The 13,573-nt window shown below is 65.2% G+C and carries 16 protein-coding genes; 7 read left to right on the top strand and 9 right to left on the bottom strand.

The window, feature by feature from the left end; translation table 11 throughout:
* Nucleotides 1-101: 101 nt before the first annotated feature.
* Nucleotides 102-392, top strand: a complete 291-nt coding sequence (locus tag ACFV4R_RS04320) for a hypothetical protein (RefSeq protein ID WP_377201196.1) — start codon at nt 102-104, stop codon at nt 390-392.
* On the opposite strand, the gene ACFV4R_RS04315 is transcribed toward ACFV4R_RS04320, so the two are convergent.
* Nucleotides 377-1,129: an ANTAR domain-containing protein gene (locus ACFV4R_RS04315; protein WP_377201195.1), complete on the bottom strand. Its 753-nt coding sequence runs from the start codon at nt 1,127-1,129 to the stop codon at nt 377-379. The two genes, ACFV4R_RS04320 and ACFV4R_RS04315, sit on opposite strands and share 16 nt — an antisense overlap.
* Nucleotides 1,130-1,236: 107 nt before the next feature.
* On the opposite strand from ACFV4R_RS04315, the gene ACFV4R_RS04310 reads away from it, so the two are divergent.
* Nucleotides 1,237-2,796, top strand: coding sequence for a carboxylesterase/lipase family protein (locus tag ACFV4R_RS04310; protein WP_377201194.1), 1,560 nt, complete (start codon nt 1,237-1,239; stop codon nt 2,794-2,796).
* Here ACFV4R_RS04310 and ACFV4R_RS04305 read toward each other — a convergent pair.
* The 3 genes from ACFV4R_RS04305 to ACFV4R_RS04295 form a co-directional block, all read right to left on the bottom strand.
* Complete coding sequence (locus tag ACFV4R_RS04305; protein ID WP_377201193.1) at nt 2,774-3,214, bottom strand: SRPBCC family protein; 441 nt, start codon at nt 3,212-3,214, stop codon at nt 2,774-2,776. The two genes, ACFV4R_RS04310 and ACFV4R_RS04305, sit on opposite strands and share 23 nt — an antisense overlap.
* A gap of 284 nt (nt 3,215-3,498) precedes the next feature.
* Nucleotides 3,499-3,654 carry a hypothetical protein gene (locus tag ACFV4R_RS04300; protein WP_377201192.1) on the bottom strand — a complete coding sequence of 52 codons (156 nt, stop codon included), beginning with the start codon at nt 3,652-3,654 and terminating at the stop codon, nt 3,499-3,501.
* Between the two features lie 43 nt (nt 3,655-3,697).
* Nucleotides 3,698-4,471, bottom strand: coding sequence for an SDR family NAD(P)-dependent oxidoreductase (locus ACFV4R_RS04295; protein WP_377201191.1), 774 nt, complete (start codon nt 4,469-4,471; stop codon nt 3,698-3,700).
* Nucleotides 4,472-4,862: 391 nt separating this feature from the next.
* On the opposite strand from ACFV4R_RS04295, the gene ACFV4R_RS04290 reads away from it, so the two are divergent.
* From ACFV4R_RS04290 to ACFV4R_RS04270, 5 genes are all read left to right on the top strand, one after another.
* A complete protein-coding gene (locus tag ACFV4R_RS04290) occupies nt 4,863-6,200 on the top strand; it encodes an MFS transporter (protein ID WP_377201190.1) in 1,338 nt (445 codons plus the stop codon).
* A gap of 33 nt (nt 6,201-6,233) precedes the next feature.
* Nucleotides 6,234-7,157 (top strand): transketolase, encoded by a 924-nt coding sequence (locus tag ACFV4R_RS04285; RefSeq protein ID WP_377201189.1) that lies wholly within the window; start codon nt 6,234-6,236, stop codon nt 7,155-7,157.
* The gene (locus ACFV4R_RS04280; RefSeq protein WP_377201188.1) at nt 7,154-8,173 is read left to right on the top strand and encodes a transketolase family protein; all 1,020 of its coding nucleotides are present in this window, start codon (nt 7,154-7,156) and stop codon (nt 8,171-8,173) included. The genes ACFV4R_RS04285 and ACFV4R_RS04280 overlap by 4 nt, the downstream gene beginning before the upstream one ends.
* Nucleotides 8,174-8,295: 122 nt before the next feature.
* The gene (locus tag ACFV4R_RS04275) at nt 8,296-8,955 is read left to right on the top strand and encodes a GntR family transcriptional regulator (RefSeq protein ID WP_056082735.1); all 660 of its coding nucleotides are present in this window, start codon (nt 8,296-8,298) and stop codon (nt 8,953-8,955) included.
* A 92-nt stretch (nt 8,956-9,047) separates the two neighbouring features.
* Entirely contained in the window at nt 9,048-9,494 is a 447-nt protein-coding gene (locus ACFV4R_RS04270) for a transferase (protein ID WP_377201187.1), read from the top strand.
* A gap of 52 nt (nt 9,495-9,546) precedes the next feature.
* On the opposite strand, the gene ACFV4R_RS04265 is transcribed toward ACFV4R_RS04270, so the two are convergent.
* From ACFV4R_RS04265 to ureE, 5 genes are all read right to left on the bottom strand, one after another.
* On the bottom strand, nt 9,547-10,596 hold the full coding sequence (locus tag ACFV4R_RS04265; protein WP_377201186.1) for a HoxN/HupN/NixA family nickel/cobalt transporter: 1,050 nt from the start codon (nt 10,594-10,596) through the stop codon (nt 9,547-9,549).
* Nucleotides 10,596-11,426 carry an urease accessory protein UreD gene (locus ACFV4R_RS04260; protein ID WP_377201337.1) on the bottom strand — a complete coding sequence of 277 codons (831 nt, stop codon included), beginning with the start codon at nt 11,424-11,426 and terminating at the stop codon, nt 10,596-10,598. Before ACFV4R_RS04260 ends, ACFV4R_RS04265 begins: the two co-directional genes overlap by 1 nt.
* A gap of 146 nt (nt 11,427-11,572) precedes the next feature.
* The gene (gene ureG / locus ACFV4R_RS04255; RefSeq protein ID WP_377201185.1) at nt 11,573-12,190 is read right to left on the bottom strand and encodes an urease accessory protein UreG; all 618 of its coding nucleotides are present in this window, start codon (nt 12,188-12,190) and stop codon (nt 11,573-11,575) included.
* Nucleotides 12,191-12,220: 30 nt separating this feature from the next.
* Nucleotides 12,221-12,889 (bottom strand): urease accessory protein UreF, encoded by a 669-nt coding sequence (locus ACFV4R_RS04250; RefSeq protein WP_377201184.1) that lies wholly within the window; start codon nt 12,887-12,889, stop codon nt 12,221-12,223.
* A gap of 183 nt (nt 12,890-13,072) precedes the next feature.
* Entirely contained in the window at nt 13,073-13,558 is a 486-nt protein-coding gene (gene ureE / locus ACFV4R_RS04245) for an urease accessory protein UreE (RefSeq protein WP_377201183.1), read from the bottom strand.
* Nucleotides 13,559-13,573: the final 15 nt, after the last annotated feature.

Raw genomic sequence — 13,573 nt, 5'->3', positions numbered from 1 at the left:
GAACCCATTCTCACAGGAAAAAAATTCCCATCTGCACCCATCCGCAGGCATCCCCGCTCCGAATCCCGGTGGAGATCATCTCCCAAAACTAGGAGGGGACAATGGATGAGGCGGACCAGCAGGCCCTGACTGGAGCTGTCATCAGGCTGCACAACCTGGACATCGGCAGCCTGTGGCTTGATTACGTGGCCCTTGGCGGGGACGCCTCAGAACAGGACATCCGCAATTACAGCCTGGAATCCGGGGCACTGCCGGAGAAAGAGCGCGATGCCCTATCCCAGGCCGTCAATGAGTGTTGTGCCGAAGCGGACCTGGCGGTCAGGGCACCGTTCAGCAGCTCCCCGATGACTGTGGTTCCCGTGGAACCGGGGGATCCCTATTCGTCGAAGTAGGTGATTGTCTTCGCGCCGCCGGTCACTGAGGACACCACCATGGATGCGACGTCCCGCAGCTTCATGTTCCTGCTGTTGGAAGCCTCCCGCAGCACCTTGAATGCCTCATCCTGGCTGCAGCGGTTCTGCGCCATGATGGCACCGGTGGCGAGGTCTATAACCGTCCGCGTCTGCATGGCGGCGCTCAGGCCGTCCTTCGTGTCCTGGAGCTTCGCCATGCGCAACGTCAGGGCCAGGCCCTTCGCGGCCTGTTCGGTAAAGGCCTCGGCCATGGCGACGGCGTCGGGACTGAAAGCGTGGGGCCGCCCGCTGTACAGGACCAGAACGCCACGGTCCTCACCCTCGAGCTGCATAGGAAGGGCCAGCACGGACTGGGCTCCCTGGTGCGTCGCCGCGGCGGCGTAATCCGGCCACCGCGCTTCCTCCCGCAGGTCCTTGACGTGCATGGTGGCTGCGCTGCTCACGGCGGAATCTCCTGGCCCCTGGCCGTACTTGAGTTCCAGCTGGCCCAGCAACCTGGCCTTGGTGTCGCTGGCGGCCTCTGCTGTGGGTTTCTTGGGGCGGCTCACGCAGATGCCGCAGAACAGTTCCCGGCCTACGCTTCCCAGCCGGGCCACCGCGTAGAGGGCGAGGCTGTCCAGGAGCCGGACCACGTCAGGACTCTGCAGGACAAGGTCCTGCACGTGGGCTGCAACATCGGCAAAAACCTCGCCGCCCGAAACCCCGGTGTCAACCACAAGTCTTTCCCTCCCGGACACAATTGATAAGCCATGGCACACCATGGCCGCCCACTGCCGAACGGTAGTCCTCAGCGTACCCGCGGACGCCCCGTAAGGTGTGAATCATGAAGCTCGCCTCCAGCAACGGCAGAATCTTCCGCGGAGCCACCCTGGCGGTGGACGGCGCCCCCGTGCACCGGTTCCTCGGTATCCCCTACGCCCAGCCGCCGTTGGGGGAACTGCGTTTCCGCCCACCCGTCCCTGTGACGCTCCCGCCCGGCGAGGTGGACGCCACCGAGTACGGCCCCGCAGCGCCCCAGAACCCGGACGCCCGTGATCCAGACGAAACTCCGCTGGCCTGGAGCGAGGACGGCTGCCTGAACCTGAACATCTGGATGCCGGAAGCCGACGGGACGGCCCGGCCGGTGATGGTCTGGATCCACGGCGGCGCCTACCTGATGGGTTCCAACAGCGACGGGATGTACGACGGCGCCCGCCTCGCCGCAGCGACGGGCACGGTAGTGGTAGCCATCAATTACCGGCTGGGCGCGCTGGGCTTCCTCCACCTTGCACACCTGCTCGGCGATGATTTCGGGGATTCATCCAACCTTGGCCTGCTGGACCAGCTTGAGGCGCTGCGCTGGGTGCGGGACAACATCGCCGGGTTTGGCGGCGACCCGCACAACGTGACCCTCTTCGGGGAATCGGCAGGCGCCGCAGCCATCGGCACCCTGCTGGGCATGCCGGCGTCGGAAGGTCTCTTCCGGCGGGCCATCATGCAAAGCGGCACAGCGGAGCGTTTCCGCACCCCGGAGGTGTCTGCGCGCGTGACTGCTGACTTCCTGCGGCTTTGCGGCCTGGACGAATCGTCAGCAGGTGAGCTGCCTACCCTCCCGGTGGAACGGCTGCTGGCCGCGCAGCAGCAACTGGAAGAACAGATCGCCGCCGAAAGCTACGCGGTGCCGCTCCCTTTCCAGCCAACAGTGGGCACCCCGTCACTGCCGGTACCTCCACTGGACGCTGTCCGGAGCGGAATCAACAGTGCCGTGGACCTGCTGGTGGGTACCAACCTCAACGAGGGGTCCTTCGCCGTTGAAATGCGCCCGGACCGGCCGGAAGACCCTGATTACCCGGACCGGGCAGCCGCGGTCCTGTCCGCCGGGGGCCTGCCTGGAGACTGCGCGCCGGAATACGCGGAAGCACTGGCGGCCGTGCTGGTACGCGACCCCGGCGGGAAGGAACTGCTGGAGGCGGCCATCGCCGATGCTGTGTACCGCCAGCCCAGCAACAACCTGCTTGATGCGAGGCTCCCGTCAGCACGCAGCGCGGCGCACGGCAGGACGTTTGCCTACCTGTTCACCTGGCTCAGCCCTGCCATGGGCGGCAAGCTGGGATCCTGCCACACGCTGGACATTCCGTTCGTGTTCCGGCACCTGGATTCCACGGACGCCGCCTACCTGACCCGGGGCAAAGCTCCACGGGCCCTCAGTGACATCATGAGCGGAGCCTGGGCGGCCTTCGCCCGCGCCGGAACCCCGGACCAGCCCGGCCTGGCATGGCCGGAATACGGGCAGGAGCGCCGCACCATGATCCTCGATGACGCAACCCGGCTCGAAGCGGACCCGCGTCGCCGGATCCGGGTGTTTTTTGCCGGGAACCGGGTCAGGCAGCAGCCAGTGAGTTAAGCGTGTCCCGGAGGCCCTTCAATGCAGGGTCGCGGAGCTGCATGAACAGCGGCTTCAGGAGCGGCTGGATGATCTTGGCCGGCCCCTTGATGCTGAACTCGGCCGTGTACTTCACCACGGACCCGGCGCCGTTGGGCGCGACGTCGATCGAATCGAAGGAAACCACGGTCTTGTTCTCCCCGCGGAGCTTGATGTGGCTGCCCGTCAGCTCGATGACCTCGTAAATCAGCGACTGGCGTTTCCCCCGGAACTCGGCCTCAGCGTGGTACCTGTGCCCCACGGCCACGGGTCCCGGCGTGATCTTGTCCATCACAGGGGTGCCGGGGTCCCACTTGCTGGTGTTTTCGAACTCACTCAGGAAGGCAAAGGCCTTCTCGGCGGACAGTTTGGTTTCCACACTTCCGGCTACTGTGATCATCACCCCAGTCTAGGAGTACCCGGCAGACGGAAGGCGGCCATCTTGCAGCAAAGGTTGCCATCCAACTTGCGGGGGGCTGATCCACACCTCGTAGCCGTCAGCGGCGGTGAACAGGGCACGGCCGCCGGTGGCATCGCCTGCGAGCCACACAGCGGAGGAGTCCGGCATGGCGTTGTCCACCACGCCGGACCGCACCGTCCGGCGGTCCTTCCGGACTTCCACAGGGACACCGATCAGGCGGGCCCACTCGGAATACGGGTAGGAATCCCCGGCAACCCTCCTCCTCAGCGTGTCTCGAAGTCGCTGAGGATCTTGATATTGCCCACCAAGGCGTCGTCGGCGACGTCCGGGCCGGTCAGCCCGGCGAAGGCGTGAATGTCGCAGAAACCCGCAAGGGCTTCCTCGGCGAAGTCCGAAGGGTCATTGACGGTCTTTGTCATGGTGGGCTCTCTGGCATCCGGAGGGGTAAGGGCTGCGGGGCCCTTAGTGCATGTGGCTTCCGCCGTTGATGTCCACCACGGTTCCGGTAAGGTACGCGGAATCCTCGGAGGACAGGAAAGTGATCACGGAGGCCACTTCCTCGGTGCTGGCGTTACGGCCCAGCGGGATGCCGGCGTTGATGGCAGCTTCCTGTTCTTCGGTGCTGCCCACTCGGATGTTGGTGTCCACCGCGCCCGGGGTGATGGCGTTGACGGTGACGCCGGTGGTGCCGAGTTCACGGGCCAGTGACTTGGTGAGGCCCAGGATGGCTGCCTTGGCTGCAGAGTAGGGGACCTTGCCGAAGACGCCGCCGCCGCGCTGGGCAGAGACGGAGGACATGTTCACGATGCGGCCCCAGCCGTTCCCGATCATGTCCGGCAGGAATGCCCTGGTCACCAGGTAGGTTCCGGTGGCGTTGACGTCCATGACCTTGTGCCACAGCTCGAGGGTGGTTTCCAGGAACGGGACGGGCGAGGTGATGCCGGCAATGTTAGCCAGGGCGCCGACGGGCGGCAGGTTGCCGGCGGCCACCTCGGCGGCGACGGCTGCCTGGGCGGTGGTCACGGAGGCCTCGTTGGCGACGTCGATCTCGTGGCCGTAGGCAGGGACGTTGAACTCGTTGCCGATTTCCGCGGCCACCTTGGCGGACTTTTCGCCGTCGAGGTCAAGGATGACGACGCCCCAGCCTTCACGGGCGTAGCGGCGGGCGGTGGTGATGCCGATGCCCCGGTCCGAGGTGGCTCCGGTGAGGACGGCGGTGCGCTGGATGGTGGTCATGGTTGGTGCTCCTTGAAAGTGTTTTTGTGGATCGATTGCTCTGTAGTTGTCGCCGGCCCCTGCCGGGCGGTATGCCAGCAGTCCTTCGGGTTCCAGGTCCTCGCGCTCACCGCGCACCGGTTCGTGGTGGAGTGCGCCGCGAGTCAGTTCTTGGATCCTGGTGACGCATTCTGAAGGACGAGCATCCGGGCCTGAAGTGGAACATCGTTGATCCCTTGGTTCGTGCAAAGCATTAGTGATGCTAACCACACTAGTAGCGTTAACTGTCAACAGTCAACCTATACAGTTGACTGTTGACAGTGAGCATGATGCGGGTCACACTTAGGGATATCATTTGTTAACAGTCGACAGCGGCGACTTCCTGAGGCCGCTTTTCGAAAGGGAACCCAACATGAGCAAAGATGCTCTGACCATGCGCGGTCCGGTCCACGGAACCAAGGACGCCAGGCGCGTTGCCGTTGGCTCCGGTGTAGGCGCTGTGATCGAGACGTATGACTTCATCGGTTTCGGCACCGCCGCCGCTCTGTACTTCGGAACCGCGTTTTTCCCCGGAACCGATCCGGTCACCGGCACGCTCGCCTCCTTCGCTACGCTGGGCGTCGGCTTCGCGGCCCGTCCCCTGGGCGGCATCATCGGCGGCCACCTCGGCGATAAGGTAGGACGCAAGCCCGTTCTGGTGGCCTCCCTGATCCTGATGGGCCTGGCCACGTTCGCCATCGGACTCCTGCCCACCTACGCCGCGGTGGGGCTCCTCGCCCCCGCCCTGCTCGTCTTCGTCCGCATCGTCCAGGGACTGGCCTTTGGAGCGGAATGGGGCGGCGCCATCCTGATGAGCTATGAGCACGCACCCTGGAAGTCCAAGGGCAAGTACACCGGCATCGTCCAGGCCGGCTTCCCCGTGGGACTGCTGCTGGCCAACCTGACCTTCCTGTTCAGCGTCAATCTCGGCGGCGAACTGGCCTGGCGCATCCCCTTCCTGGCCAGCATCGTGCTGGTGGCGGTAGGCCTGATCATCCGCTCCAAGGTCCCGGAGTCCCCGGTCTTCGATGAGGTCAAGGACAGCGGCGCCATCGTGAAGTCCCCCATCGTGGAGGTCATCAAGACCGACTGGCGCAACATCGTCAAGGGCATCGGCCTGCGCGTGGCCGAGACTGCAGGCTACGCCGTGTCCATCACCTACATGATTTCCTACCTCAATAGCCAGCACCTGGCAGACAAGAGCCAGACCCTCATCGCCCTGTGCATTGCCTCCGCCATCGGCATCTTCGCCACCCAGGCCTGGGCTGCGCTGACCGACCGCATTGGCCGGCGTCCGCTGTATGTCTGGTCCACCCTGTTCGCGGCCCTCTTCGCCATCCCGATGTTCCTGCTGGTCAATACGGGAATGTTCATCGCCATCATCATCACCATCGTCATTTCCTACGCGGTCTGCCAGAACTCGCTCGCCGGCGCCCAGGGCGCCTGGTTCCCGGAGCTCTTCCAGGCCAAGACCCGGGCCTCCGGCGCCAGCCTGGCCTACCAGATCTCGGCCATGGTCTCCGGCTTCACCCCCTTCATCACCACCCTGCTGTTTGTCAGCTTCGGCTGGATGGGCCCGGCGCTGCTCTTCGGCGCTTACGCCCTGATCGGCCTCTGGGCTGCGGTGGCCACCCGGGAAACCTGGGGCAAGCGGGAGCGCGAACTGGCTGAAGAAGCCACCAAAAGCACCCCCAACACCGTCAACGCCTGAATGACCGCGCACCCAACAACCACGGAGCACGCAATGCCTACAGATACCGTCCAGGACACCCCACAGGGACAAACATTGCAGGAACAGATCCTGCAGACCGCGGTGACCCCGGAACGGGTGGAGAAGATCAGCGCCGCCGCGTACCGGATCCGGCACCACGCCCTGAACATGGGCGAAGTCCAGGGCCAGGGCTACGTGGGCCAGGCCCTCGGGGCAGCGGACATGCTCGCCACCGTGTACGGGGACCAGCTGAACTTCCGCGCCGAGGACCCGCACTGGGAAGCCCGCGACCGGTTCCTGCTGTCCACCGGCCACTACGCGATCGGCCACTACGCAGCCCTTGCCGAAGCCGGCATCGTTCCGGTGGAGGAACTTGAGACCTACGGCTCGGATGATTCCCGGCTGCCGATGTCCGGGATGTCCACGTACACCCCCGGCATGGAGATCTCGGGCGGTTCCCTGGGCCACGGCCTGACCATCGCCGTTGGCATGGCGCTGGGCCTGCGTTACCAGGGCTCGTCTGCCCGGGTGTTCAACTTCCTCTCCGACGGCGAGCTGGACGAGGGCTCCACCTGGGAAGCGGCCATGGGTGCGCACCACCATCAGCTGGGCAACCTCACCGCCATGGTGGACATCAATGCCCTGCAGGCCGACGGCAAGACGGACACCGTGCTCCGCACCGAGCCGGTGACGGAGAAGTGGGAATCGTTCGGCTGGTACACCCAGCGGGTTGACGGGAACGACGTCGGTGCTCTGCTCGCAGCTTTCGACAACGCAGCCGCCCAGGCCGCCGCCGTCGGACGTCCTTCCGTGATCCTGTGCGACACGAAGGTGGGCCGCGGGGTCCCGCTGCTGGAGGAGCGCGAAAAGGCGCACTTCATGCGCATCGAAGAACACGAATGGCAGGTCTGCCGCGAGCAGCTCACCGCCGGATATGAAGGAAAGGCTTCAGCATGAGCACCACCACGGAGGCCCCCGACACTACGGCAGCAGCTAAGCCCAAGCTCAAGACCTCGGCGATGATCGCATCGTTCGCCGATCCCGGCCAGAAGACGGCGTCGGCGCCGTTCGGGCACGCCCTGGTCAAGGCCGCGCAGGAAAACGACAAGATCGTGGGCCTGACCGCGGACCTGGGCAAGTACACGGACATGCACATCTTCGCCAAGGCTTTCCCGGAGCGGTTCTTCCAGATGGGCATGGCCGAGCAACTGCTGTTCGGCGCAGCCGCGGGCCTGGCCGAAACCGGACTGGTGCCGTTCGCGTCCACCTACTCCGTGTTCGCTGCCCGCCGCGCCTACGATTTCCTGTGCCTGGACGCGGCAGAGCCGAACCTGAACGTCAACATCGTGGGCGGCCTGCCCGGCCTCACCACCGGGTACGGCCCCAGCCACCAGGCCACCGAGGACATGGCGATCTTCCGCGGCATGCCCAACCTGACCATCGTGGACCCCTGCGACAGCATCGACATCGAACAGGCAGTGCCGCAGCTGGCAGCGTCCGAGGGCCCAACATACCTGCGGCTGCTCCGCGGGAATGTGCCCACCGTCCTGGACGAGTACGGCTACACGTTCGAGCTCGGCAAGGCCAAGGTGCTGCGCGGCGGCAACGACGTCGTCTTCATCTCCTCCGGGCTGATGACCATGCGTGCGCTGCAGGCAGCGAAGGCCCTCGCGGCACATAACGTGGACGTCGCCGTCGTGCATACGCCCACCATCAAGCCGTTCGACGCCGAGACCGTCCTCAAGGAGATCAACACGGACAGGCTCGCCGTCACCCTGGAAAACCACTCCGTGGTGGGCGGTCTGTTCGGAACCGTTGCCTCCGCCGTCGTCACCGCGGGCCTGGGCAAGCGGGTGGTTCCCATCGGCCTCCCGGACCAGTTCCTCGATGCCGGCGCCCTTCCCACCCTGCACGACCGGTACGGACTCGCCACCGACCGTATCGTGGCGAAGGTCCTCGCCGAACTTGGGTAGAGCCAACAAACCAACAAACCAGCAGAAAGCGCGGCACCGGTCCAAAGCCGGTGCCGCGCTTTCTGCCGTACCATCGAACTACGACTGTAAACAGTCGACTTATGACACTGAGGACGGAAGCCATGGCCGGACTGACAGCCCCGCTGCTGGGACTGCAAAAGAAAAGCCTGCGCGAGCAGGCCCTCTCGGCGCTGCGGACCGCCATCACCAGCGGCGAGCTGGCACCGGGCCGGCACTTGGTGGAAACCGAACTGTCCGAAATGCTGCAGATCAGCCGCGGCACGCTCCGGGAAGCCTTGCGGCAGCTGGAACAGGAGGGCCTCCTCTCCGCCGGACCGCGTGGCCGCCTGTCCGTGCGGCACCTGGACCACAAGGAGATCCGGGACATCTTTGCGGTGCGCGCGGCTCTGGAGTCCCTTGCTGCCCGGACACTCTGCGAATTGGCGGACCGCCAGCACGTCACCGAGTCGTTGCACGCCGCCATCGACGCCATGGCCGCGAATGCCGGGGGAACGCTGGAGGAACGCATCGAGTCGGACCTGGAGTTCCACCGGACCCTCTGCCGGCTGACCGGCAATGAAACGCTCCTGCACTCCTGGGAGTCGCTGGAGGGCTCCATCCGGATGTCCATCATGTTTGCCGGACAGGAAAAAGGCGTCAGCAACATGAGCGTTGACCGCCACCGGGACATCGTGGATGCCATCGATACCGGTGATGCCGGGCTGACGCGGAAGACCATCCTCGAACACATGGATACCGCCGCCGCGAACCTCGTCTCCTAGGCCTTCCGTCCGGCTGCGTCCCGGGAATCACTGCGGACCGTCAACCGTTAACTTACCGTGCGGTAGGAAACCCGCCAGTGGTTAGGGATGTGATGAGCGCAAAGTTTGAATCAGTAGAGGACGACGCCGGCAAGGTTACCCGATACGTCCGGCACGCCAACGGCGGTGGCTTCGTTTCACCCGGGGCCGTTGTGGCCGAGAGCGCCCGGATCGGCCCCATGACGTACGTGGAGCACGGCGCGGTGATCGGCGCCGGTTGCCGGATCGGCCACGGCAGCTGGGTTGATCGCGAAGCCAAGATTGGCACGCGGACAGTGATCGGCGACGGTGTCCGCATTGGCCGCGCCACGGTGATCGGTAACCGCGCCAACATCGGCAGCCACTCCCGCATTGGCTCGGGCGTCCTGATCGGGCACGGGATGCACCTTCATTCGGACACCACCATTCCGGACGGCGGCCAGAAGTTGCAAGGCATGCAGGCAGCAACGGCTGCCAAGGGCCGCCCGCACCGCAGGCAGAACCGCGGAATGGCCGCCTGACCGAACGCCACACTTCAGCGGAGCGCCTTGGCCCAAAATCAGGGTCAGGCGGTCAGGCGGAAATTTGGGTGGTCCTTCGGGATTTCAACGCTGCACCGCCCCAGACAGCAAGGAAGGCCGCCACCAGCAGGAGTCCGGCTTCACCCAGGTCGATCCCCGCCAGCCAGGTGGTGAGAGGATCGCCCAGGCCAAAGGCCGCGTTGGCGAACCCGCCGAGCGTGATAGCGGCGATGAACAGCGCCGACAGGGCTGACACGCCTGTGACCACCGCATTGAAGCCGAGCCTGCGCTGCGGGCTGTGGATCGCTGACCTGTACATGCGCATCATCGCCACACCGTTGACCGTGTCGCAGAGGGTCATTGCCGCGGTGAAGGCGAGGGGAAGGGCCATGAGCGCCACCGGGGACACCCCGGCCATGGATGCGGCGGTGGTCACCACCAGCAGCCCAATGGTGGTGGCCGTGTCGAATCCGAGCCCGAACAGGAAGCCGATCACGTAGATGTTCCGTGGCCGCTGCACCCGTGCAAGCGGCCTGGACAGGAGACGGGCAACAAATCCTTTGCTTTCCAGGTCTTCGTCCCTGATGGCCGCCCCGCCGCGGGCGCTCCGTAAGGCCTGCGCGGCACGATGGAACGCCTGCCCATTGAACAGCCCCATGGCCAGCAGGAACAGCCCGGACACCCCACTGCCGATAAGGCCCAGCACGTGGTTGCCGGTGGTTCCGTCTTCCATGAACTGGCCGATCACCGCGGCGCCCGCAACCACCAGCAGCCCGGCCAGGACCACCACGGAACTGTGGCCCAGGCTGAAGGCGAATCCCACGCTGACGGGGTCCTTCCGCTGGGCCACGAATTTGCGGGTTGAGTTGTCGATGGCGGCGATATGGTCCCAGTCGTAACTGTGCTTGACGCCGGCCACGTAGGCGGTCAGGACCAGGCCGAGGGCAAGGGGCGCGCCGGCTGTTGCCGAGCCGGCGACGAGGAGGACGACGGCGGCAATATGCAGCGCGGCCACGGCACCAAAGGTGGCCAGCAGGCGGGTCCGGAACGGCAGGGTTTCCCTGTCGCGGTACAGGGTTGCGATGTTTGCCAGGGCCGTCATCAGTGCTTCCTCAGGTTCAGGGGGCCTTGCCCGTGCCAGCGTTCTCTCAGGAGGTCGGCGCAGGCGGCGAGCAGGCGGTTCAGTTCGCCGGTGCTGTTGGACAGCGAGCGCAGCACCAGGCCGGTGGTTCCGGCAATGGTGCGGGTGAGGGTGATTCCGGTCCGGGCGTCGCATCCCGCCGTGAGGTGGTGCAGGTGGTCTGCGAGGGCCCGGTCCACCCGGGAGTCCACCACCACCAGCGAGCCCAGGTGGCTGAAGCCTTCCATGAACCCCAGCCCGGTGACGTCACCGAGCGGCGGCCGGATCAGCAGGTTGTCGAGGGCCAGCAGTTGCGTGCCGCCATCCGTTTCGATGTGGATCCCGTTCCGCAGCCGCACCTCCTCGTACCGGAAGGCAGCGCCGTCCGGCGACCAGCCAGGGGTCACCACTTCCGCCATGACAAGGCTCGACGACGGCCGCAGGGTCACGGAGGTCCGTTGCCGGTAGCTGGCCTCGCGGTAGGCGATGAGCTGATCCGGCATGAGTTCCAGCCGCGCCCCCTCCCCCAGCCGCACCGTCATGCGCTGCTCAGCAAAAGACCCAGGAGTCCTGTAAACCTTCGTAGCCGACTGGGTAGTGAGCAGCAGGTCAGCCCCCTCCCCGACCTCCACATCCATAAGGAAAAGATCAGCCCCCAGGTAGGCCCCACCAGGATTGACGACGACATAACAAACCTGCCCCGAGTCATCGAGGTAATGCGGCCGCAAGACTCTCAAGGCGCCTTGATGGTACTGGTGCTCGGCAACCGATCGCTGTCCACGTACGGCGACCCGAAGCTCAAGCTCGCCCATCGGTGCTTGCCCGTGGCTGGGTCCGGCGGCTTCGCCGGATTTGGGGCCGTGCCCGCTCCGCGGTGCCCGCCACGCCGCGGCCCCCAAATCCGGCCTCGCCGCCTCAGCGCGCAAGTCACCGTGAGTAAGCCCGAGTACCGCCATGTCTACTGCGCCAAGTCCAGCATCAGGACGTCATGCCTTACCCACTCAATAACCTTGTCCAGCCCTTCATCGGTCTTCAGGTTGGTGAAGCAGAACGGTTTGTCCCCTCTGAATTCCTTCGAATCCTTTTCCATCACTGACAAATCTGCGCCGACGTGGGGGGCGAGGTCGGTTTTGTTGATGATGAAGAGGTCGCTTTTGATCATGCCCTGGCCGGCTTTGCGGGGGATTTTTTCGCCTTGGGCTACGTCGATGATGTAGATGGAGAAGTCGACGAGTTCGGGGCTGAAGGTGGCGGAGAGGTTGTCGCCGCCGGATTCGACGAAGATGACCTGGAGGTCCGGGTGGCGGGCTTTGAGTTCCTCGATGGCGGCGGTGTTCATGGAGGTGTCTTCGCGGATGGCGGTGTGCGGGCAGCCGCCGGTTTCGACGCCGATGATCCGGTCCTCGGGGAGGATGCCGTTGGCGGCGAGGATTTTGGCGTCTTCGATGGTGTAGATGTCGTTGGTGATGGCGGCCATGGAGATGCCGCGGCTCATGTGCCGGGTTAGCCGTTCCACGAGCTGGGTTTTGCCGGCTCCAACGGGCCCGCCGATGCCGATTTTGATGGGTTCAGTCATGGTGTTCCTCCTGTAAAGCAATAAGCACTGTTAGCTCATGAACATCCGGGCACGCTGGCGTTCGTGCCGCATTTGCGAAATTTCCAGTCCGGGGCTGACGGCGCCGAAGTCGTCCGGCGTGAGGTGCGCGATCGCTTCGATGGCGGCAGCGACGTCGTCGTGCGCTTTCCGCAGGATCCGTTGGCCGGCGTTCTGGCCGAGCGGGATGGCCCGCACGGCGTTCTGGGTGAGGGATGTGACGGTGGCGAAGAGGTAGGCGGCGAGTGCCTCCTGCAGCGGCACGCCCAGTGAACGCGCGACGACGGCGAACGCCAGCGGCTGGTGCCCGGCGGCACGGCCGCTGGCCACGGAGTCCCGGTACAGTTCCAGCGCGGGCGAGGGGAAAACCTCAGCCCCAATCTCCAAAAGACGGCCGCCCATCTTCAAACTGGCCTCCCGAACCTGCCGCGGCAACAGAGACGCGGACAAAAGGGCATCAAGCTCAACAACATCCCACCCCTCATAAAAAAGCCGAACAGCCAGCCCATCAGAGTAAGCAAGCGACTGCGAGACAAACGCAGACAACCACCCCCCAAAACCAGCCTCATCAGCAACAACACCGGCGTCGATGTACGTCTCAAACCCAAAAGAGTGAGCAAAAGCCCCAGTAGGCAAAGCAGAATCAACCAACTGCTGAAGAGCAAGCTGATAACTGCTCACAGCAGCACCGCCAAACGTGGCAGAGCATCGCGACGGCCCGGATTGGGGGCCGCGGCGTGGCGGGCCGCGCGGGGGGCCCACAGGCGCGAGGGCCCCGACCCGAGCTTGCGAGGGTTGGGAGCGCCTGGGGACGGGCACGGCCCCATATCCCTCGCGGCGTCCCACGCCACGCCGTCGTCGTGCCTAGTGACTGTGTTCAGCATGGCGGAAGGGCACGGGCATGACTCGTTCCTGGCGGGCGTAGGGCACGGAGTTGTGGATGAGGTAGTCCTCGACGGTGTGGTCGTAGGCGCACACCATGACGTCGGCCGCGTATTCGCTGGCCGCGTCGAAGAATTGTGCTTGGAGGTGCCGGTTGCCGAGGGAGTGTGCGGTGACGCCCATTTCGTGGATGGTGCGGGGGGCGATGACCAGGACGTCGGTGGGCAGCACGGAGACCACGATCATGTTGGTGTCGGCGACGTGGAGGATGTCGCCGTCGCGGAGGTCGCCGGATCCTGATGCGAGCCTGATGCCGATTTCGTTGCCGTGGTCCGTGGTGGCGCGTTGGATGCGTTTGACCAGTTGGGCGCTGGGCAGCACCACTTTCTCGCGGTGGAGACCGGTGTAGGCGGCGAGGTCGGTTTCGGGCAGGTCGTGGAGGTTGCCGAGGACTTTCTCGATGATCACGTGGTTTCTTTCAGG

It is taken from the genome of Pseudarthrobacter sp. NPDC059871 (assembly GCF_042731175.1).
Classification (GTDB): Bacteria; Actinomycetota; Actinomycetes; order Actinomycetales; family Micrococcaceae; genus Arthrobacter.
This window is presented reverse-complemented; position numbering and strand designations above follow the sequence as displayed.

What these genes read in the sequence shown, in the direction of transcription:
- ACFV4R_RS04320 (WP_377201196.1), top strand. Translation starts at nt 102, where the DNA reads ATGGATGAGGCGGACCAGCAGGCCCTGACTGGAGCTGTCATCAGGCTG.
- ACFV4R_RS04310 (WP_377201194.1), top strand. Translation starts at nt 1,237, where the DNA reads ATGAAGCTCGCCTCCAGCAACGGCAGAATCTTCCGCGGAGCCACCCTG.
- ACFV4R_RS04305 (WP_377201193.1), bottom strand. Translation starts at nt 3,214, where the DNA reads ATGATCACAGTAGCCGGAAGTGTGGAAACCAAACTGTCCGCCGAGAAG.
- ACFV4R_RS04300 (WP_377201192.1), bottom strand. Translation starts at nt 3,654, where the DNA reads ATGACAAAGACCGTCAATGACCCTTCGGACTTCGCCGAGGAAGCCCTT.
- ACFV4R_RS04295 (WP_377201191.1), bottom strand. Translation starts at nt 4,471, where the DNA reads ATGACCACCATCCAGCGCACCGCCGTCCTCACCGGAGCCACCTCGGAC.
- ACFV4R_RS04290 (WP_377201190.1), top strand. Translation starts at nt 4,863, where the DNA reads ATGAGCAAAGATGCTCTGACCATGCGCGGTCCGGTCCACGGAACCAAG.
- ACFV4R_RS04285 (WP_377201189.1), top strand. Translation starts at nt 6,234, where the DNA reads ATGCCTACAGATACCGTCCAGGACACCCCACAGGGACAAACATTGCAG.
- ACFV4R_RS04280 (WP_377201188.1), top strand. Translation starts at nt 7,154, where the DNA reads ATGAGCACCACCACGGAGGCCCCCGACACTACGGCAGCAGCTAAGCCC.
- ACFV4R_RS04275 (WP_056082735.1), top strand. Translation starts at nt 8,296, where the DNA reads ATGGCCGGACTGACAGCCCCGCTGCTGGGACTGCAAAAGAAAAGCCTG.
- ACFV4R_RS04270 (WP_377201187.1), top strand. Translation starts at nt 9,048, where the DNA reads ATGAGCGCAAAGTTTGAATCAGTAGAGGACGACGCCGGCAAGGTTACC.
- ACFV4R_RS04265 (WP_377201186.1), bottom strand. Translation starts at nt 10,596, where the DNA reads ATGACGGCCCTGGCAAACATCGCAACCCTGTACCGCGACAGGGAAACC.
- ACFV4R_RS04260 (WP_377201337.1), bottom strand. Translation starts at nt 11,426, where the DNA reads ATGGGCGAGCTTGAGCTTCGGGTCGCCGTACGTGGACAGCGATCGGTT.
- ureG (WP_377201185.1), bottom strand. Translation starts at nt 12,190, where the DNA reads ATGACTGAACCCATCAAAATCGGCATCGGCGGGCCCGTTGGAGCCGGC.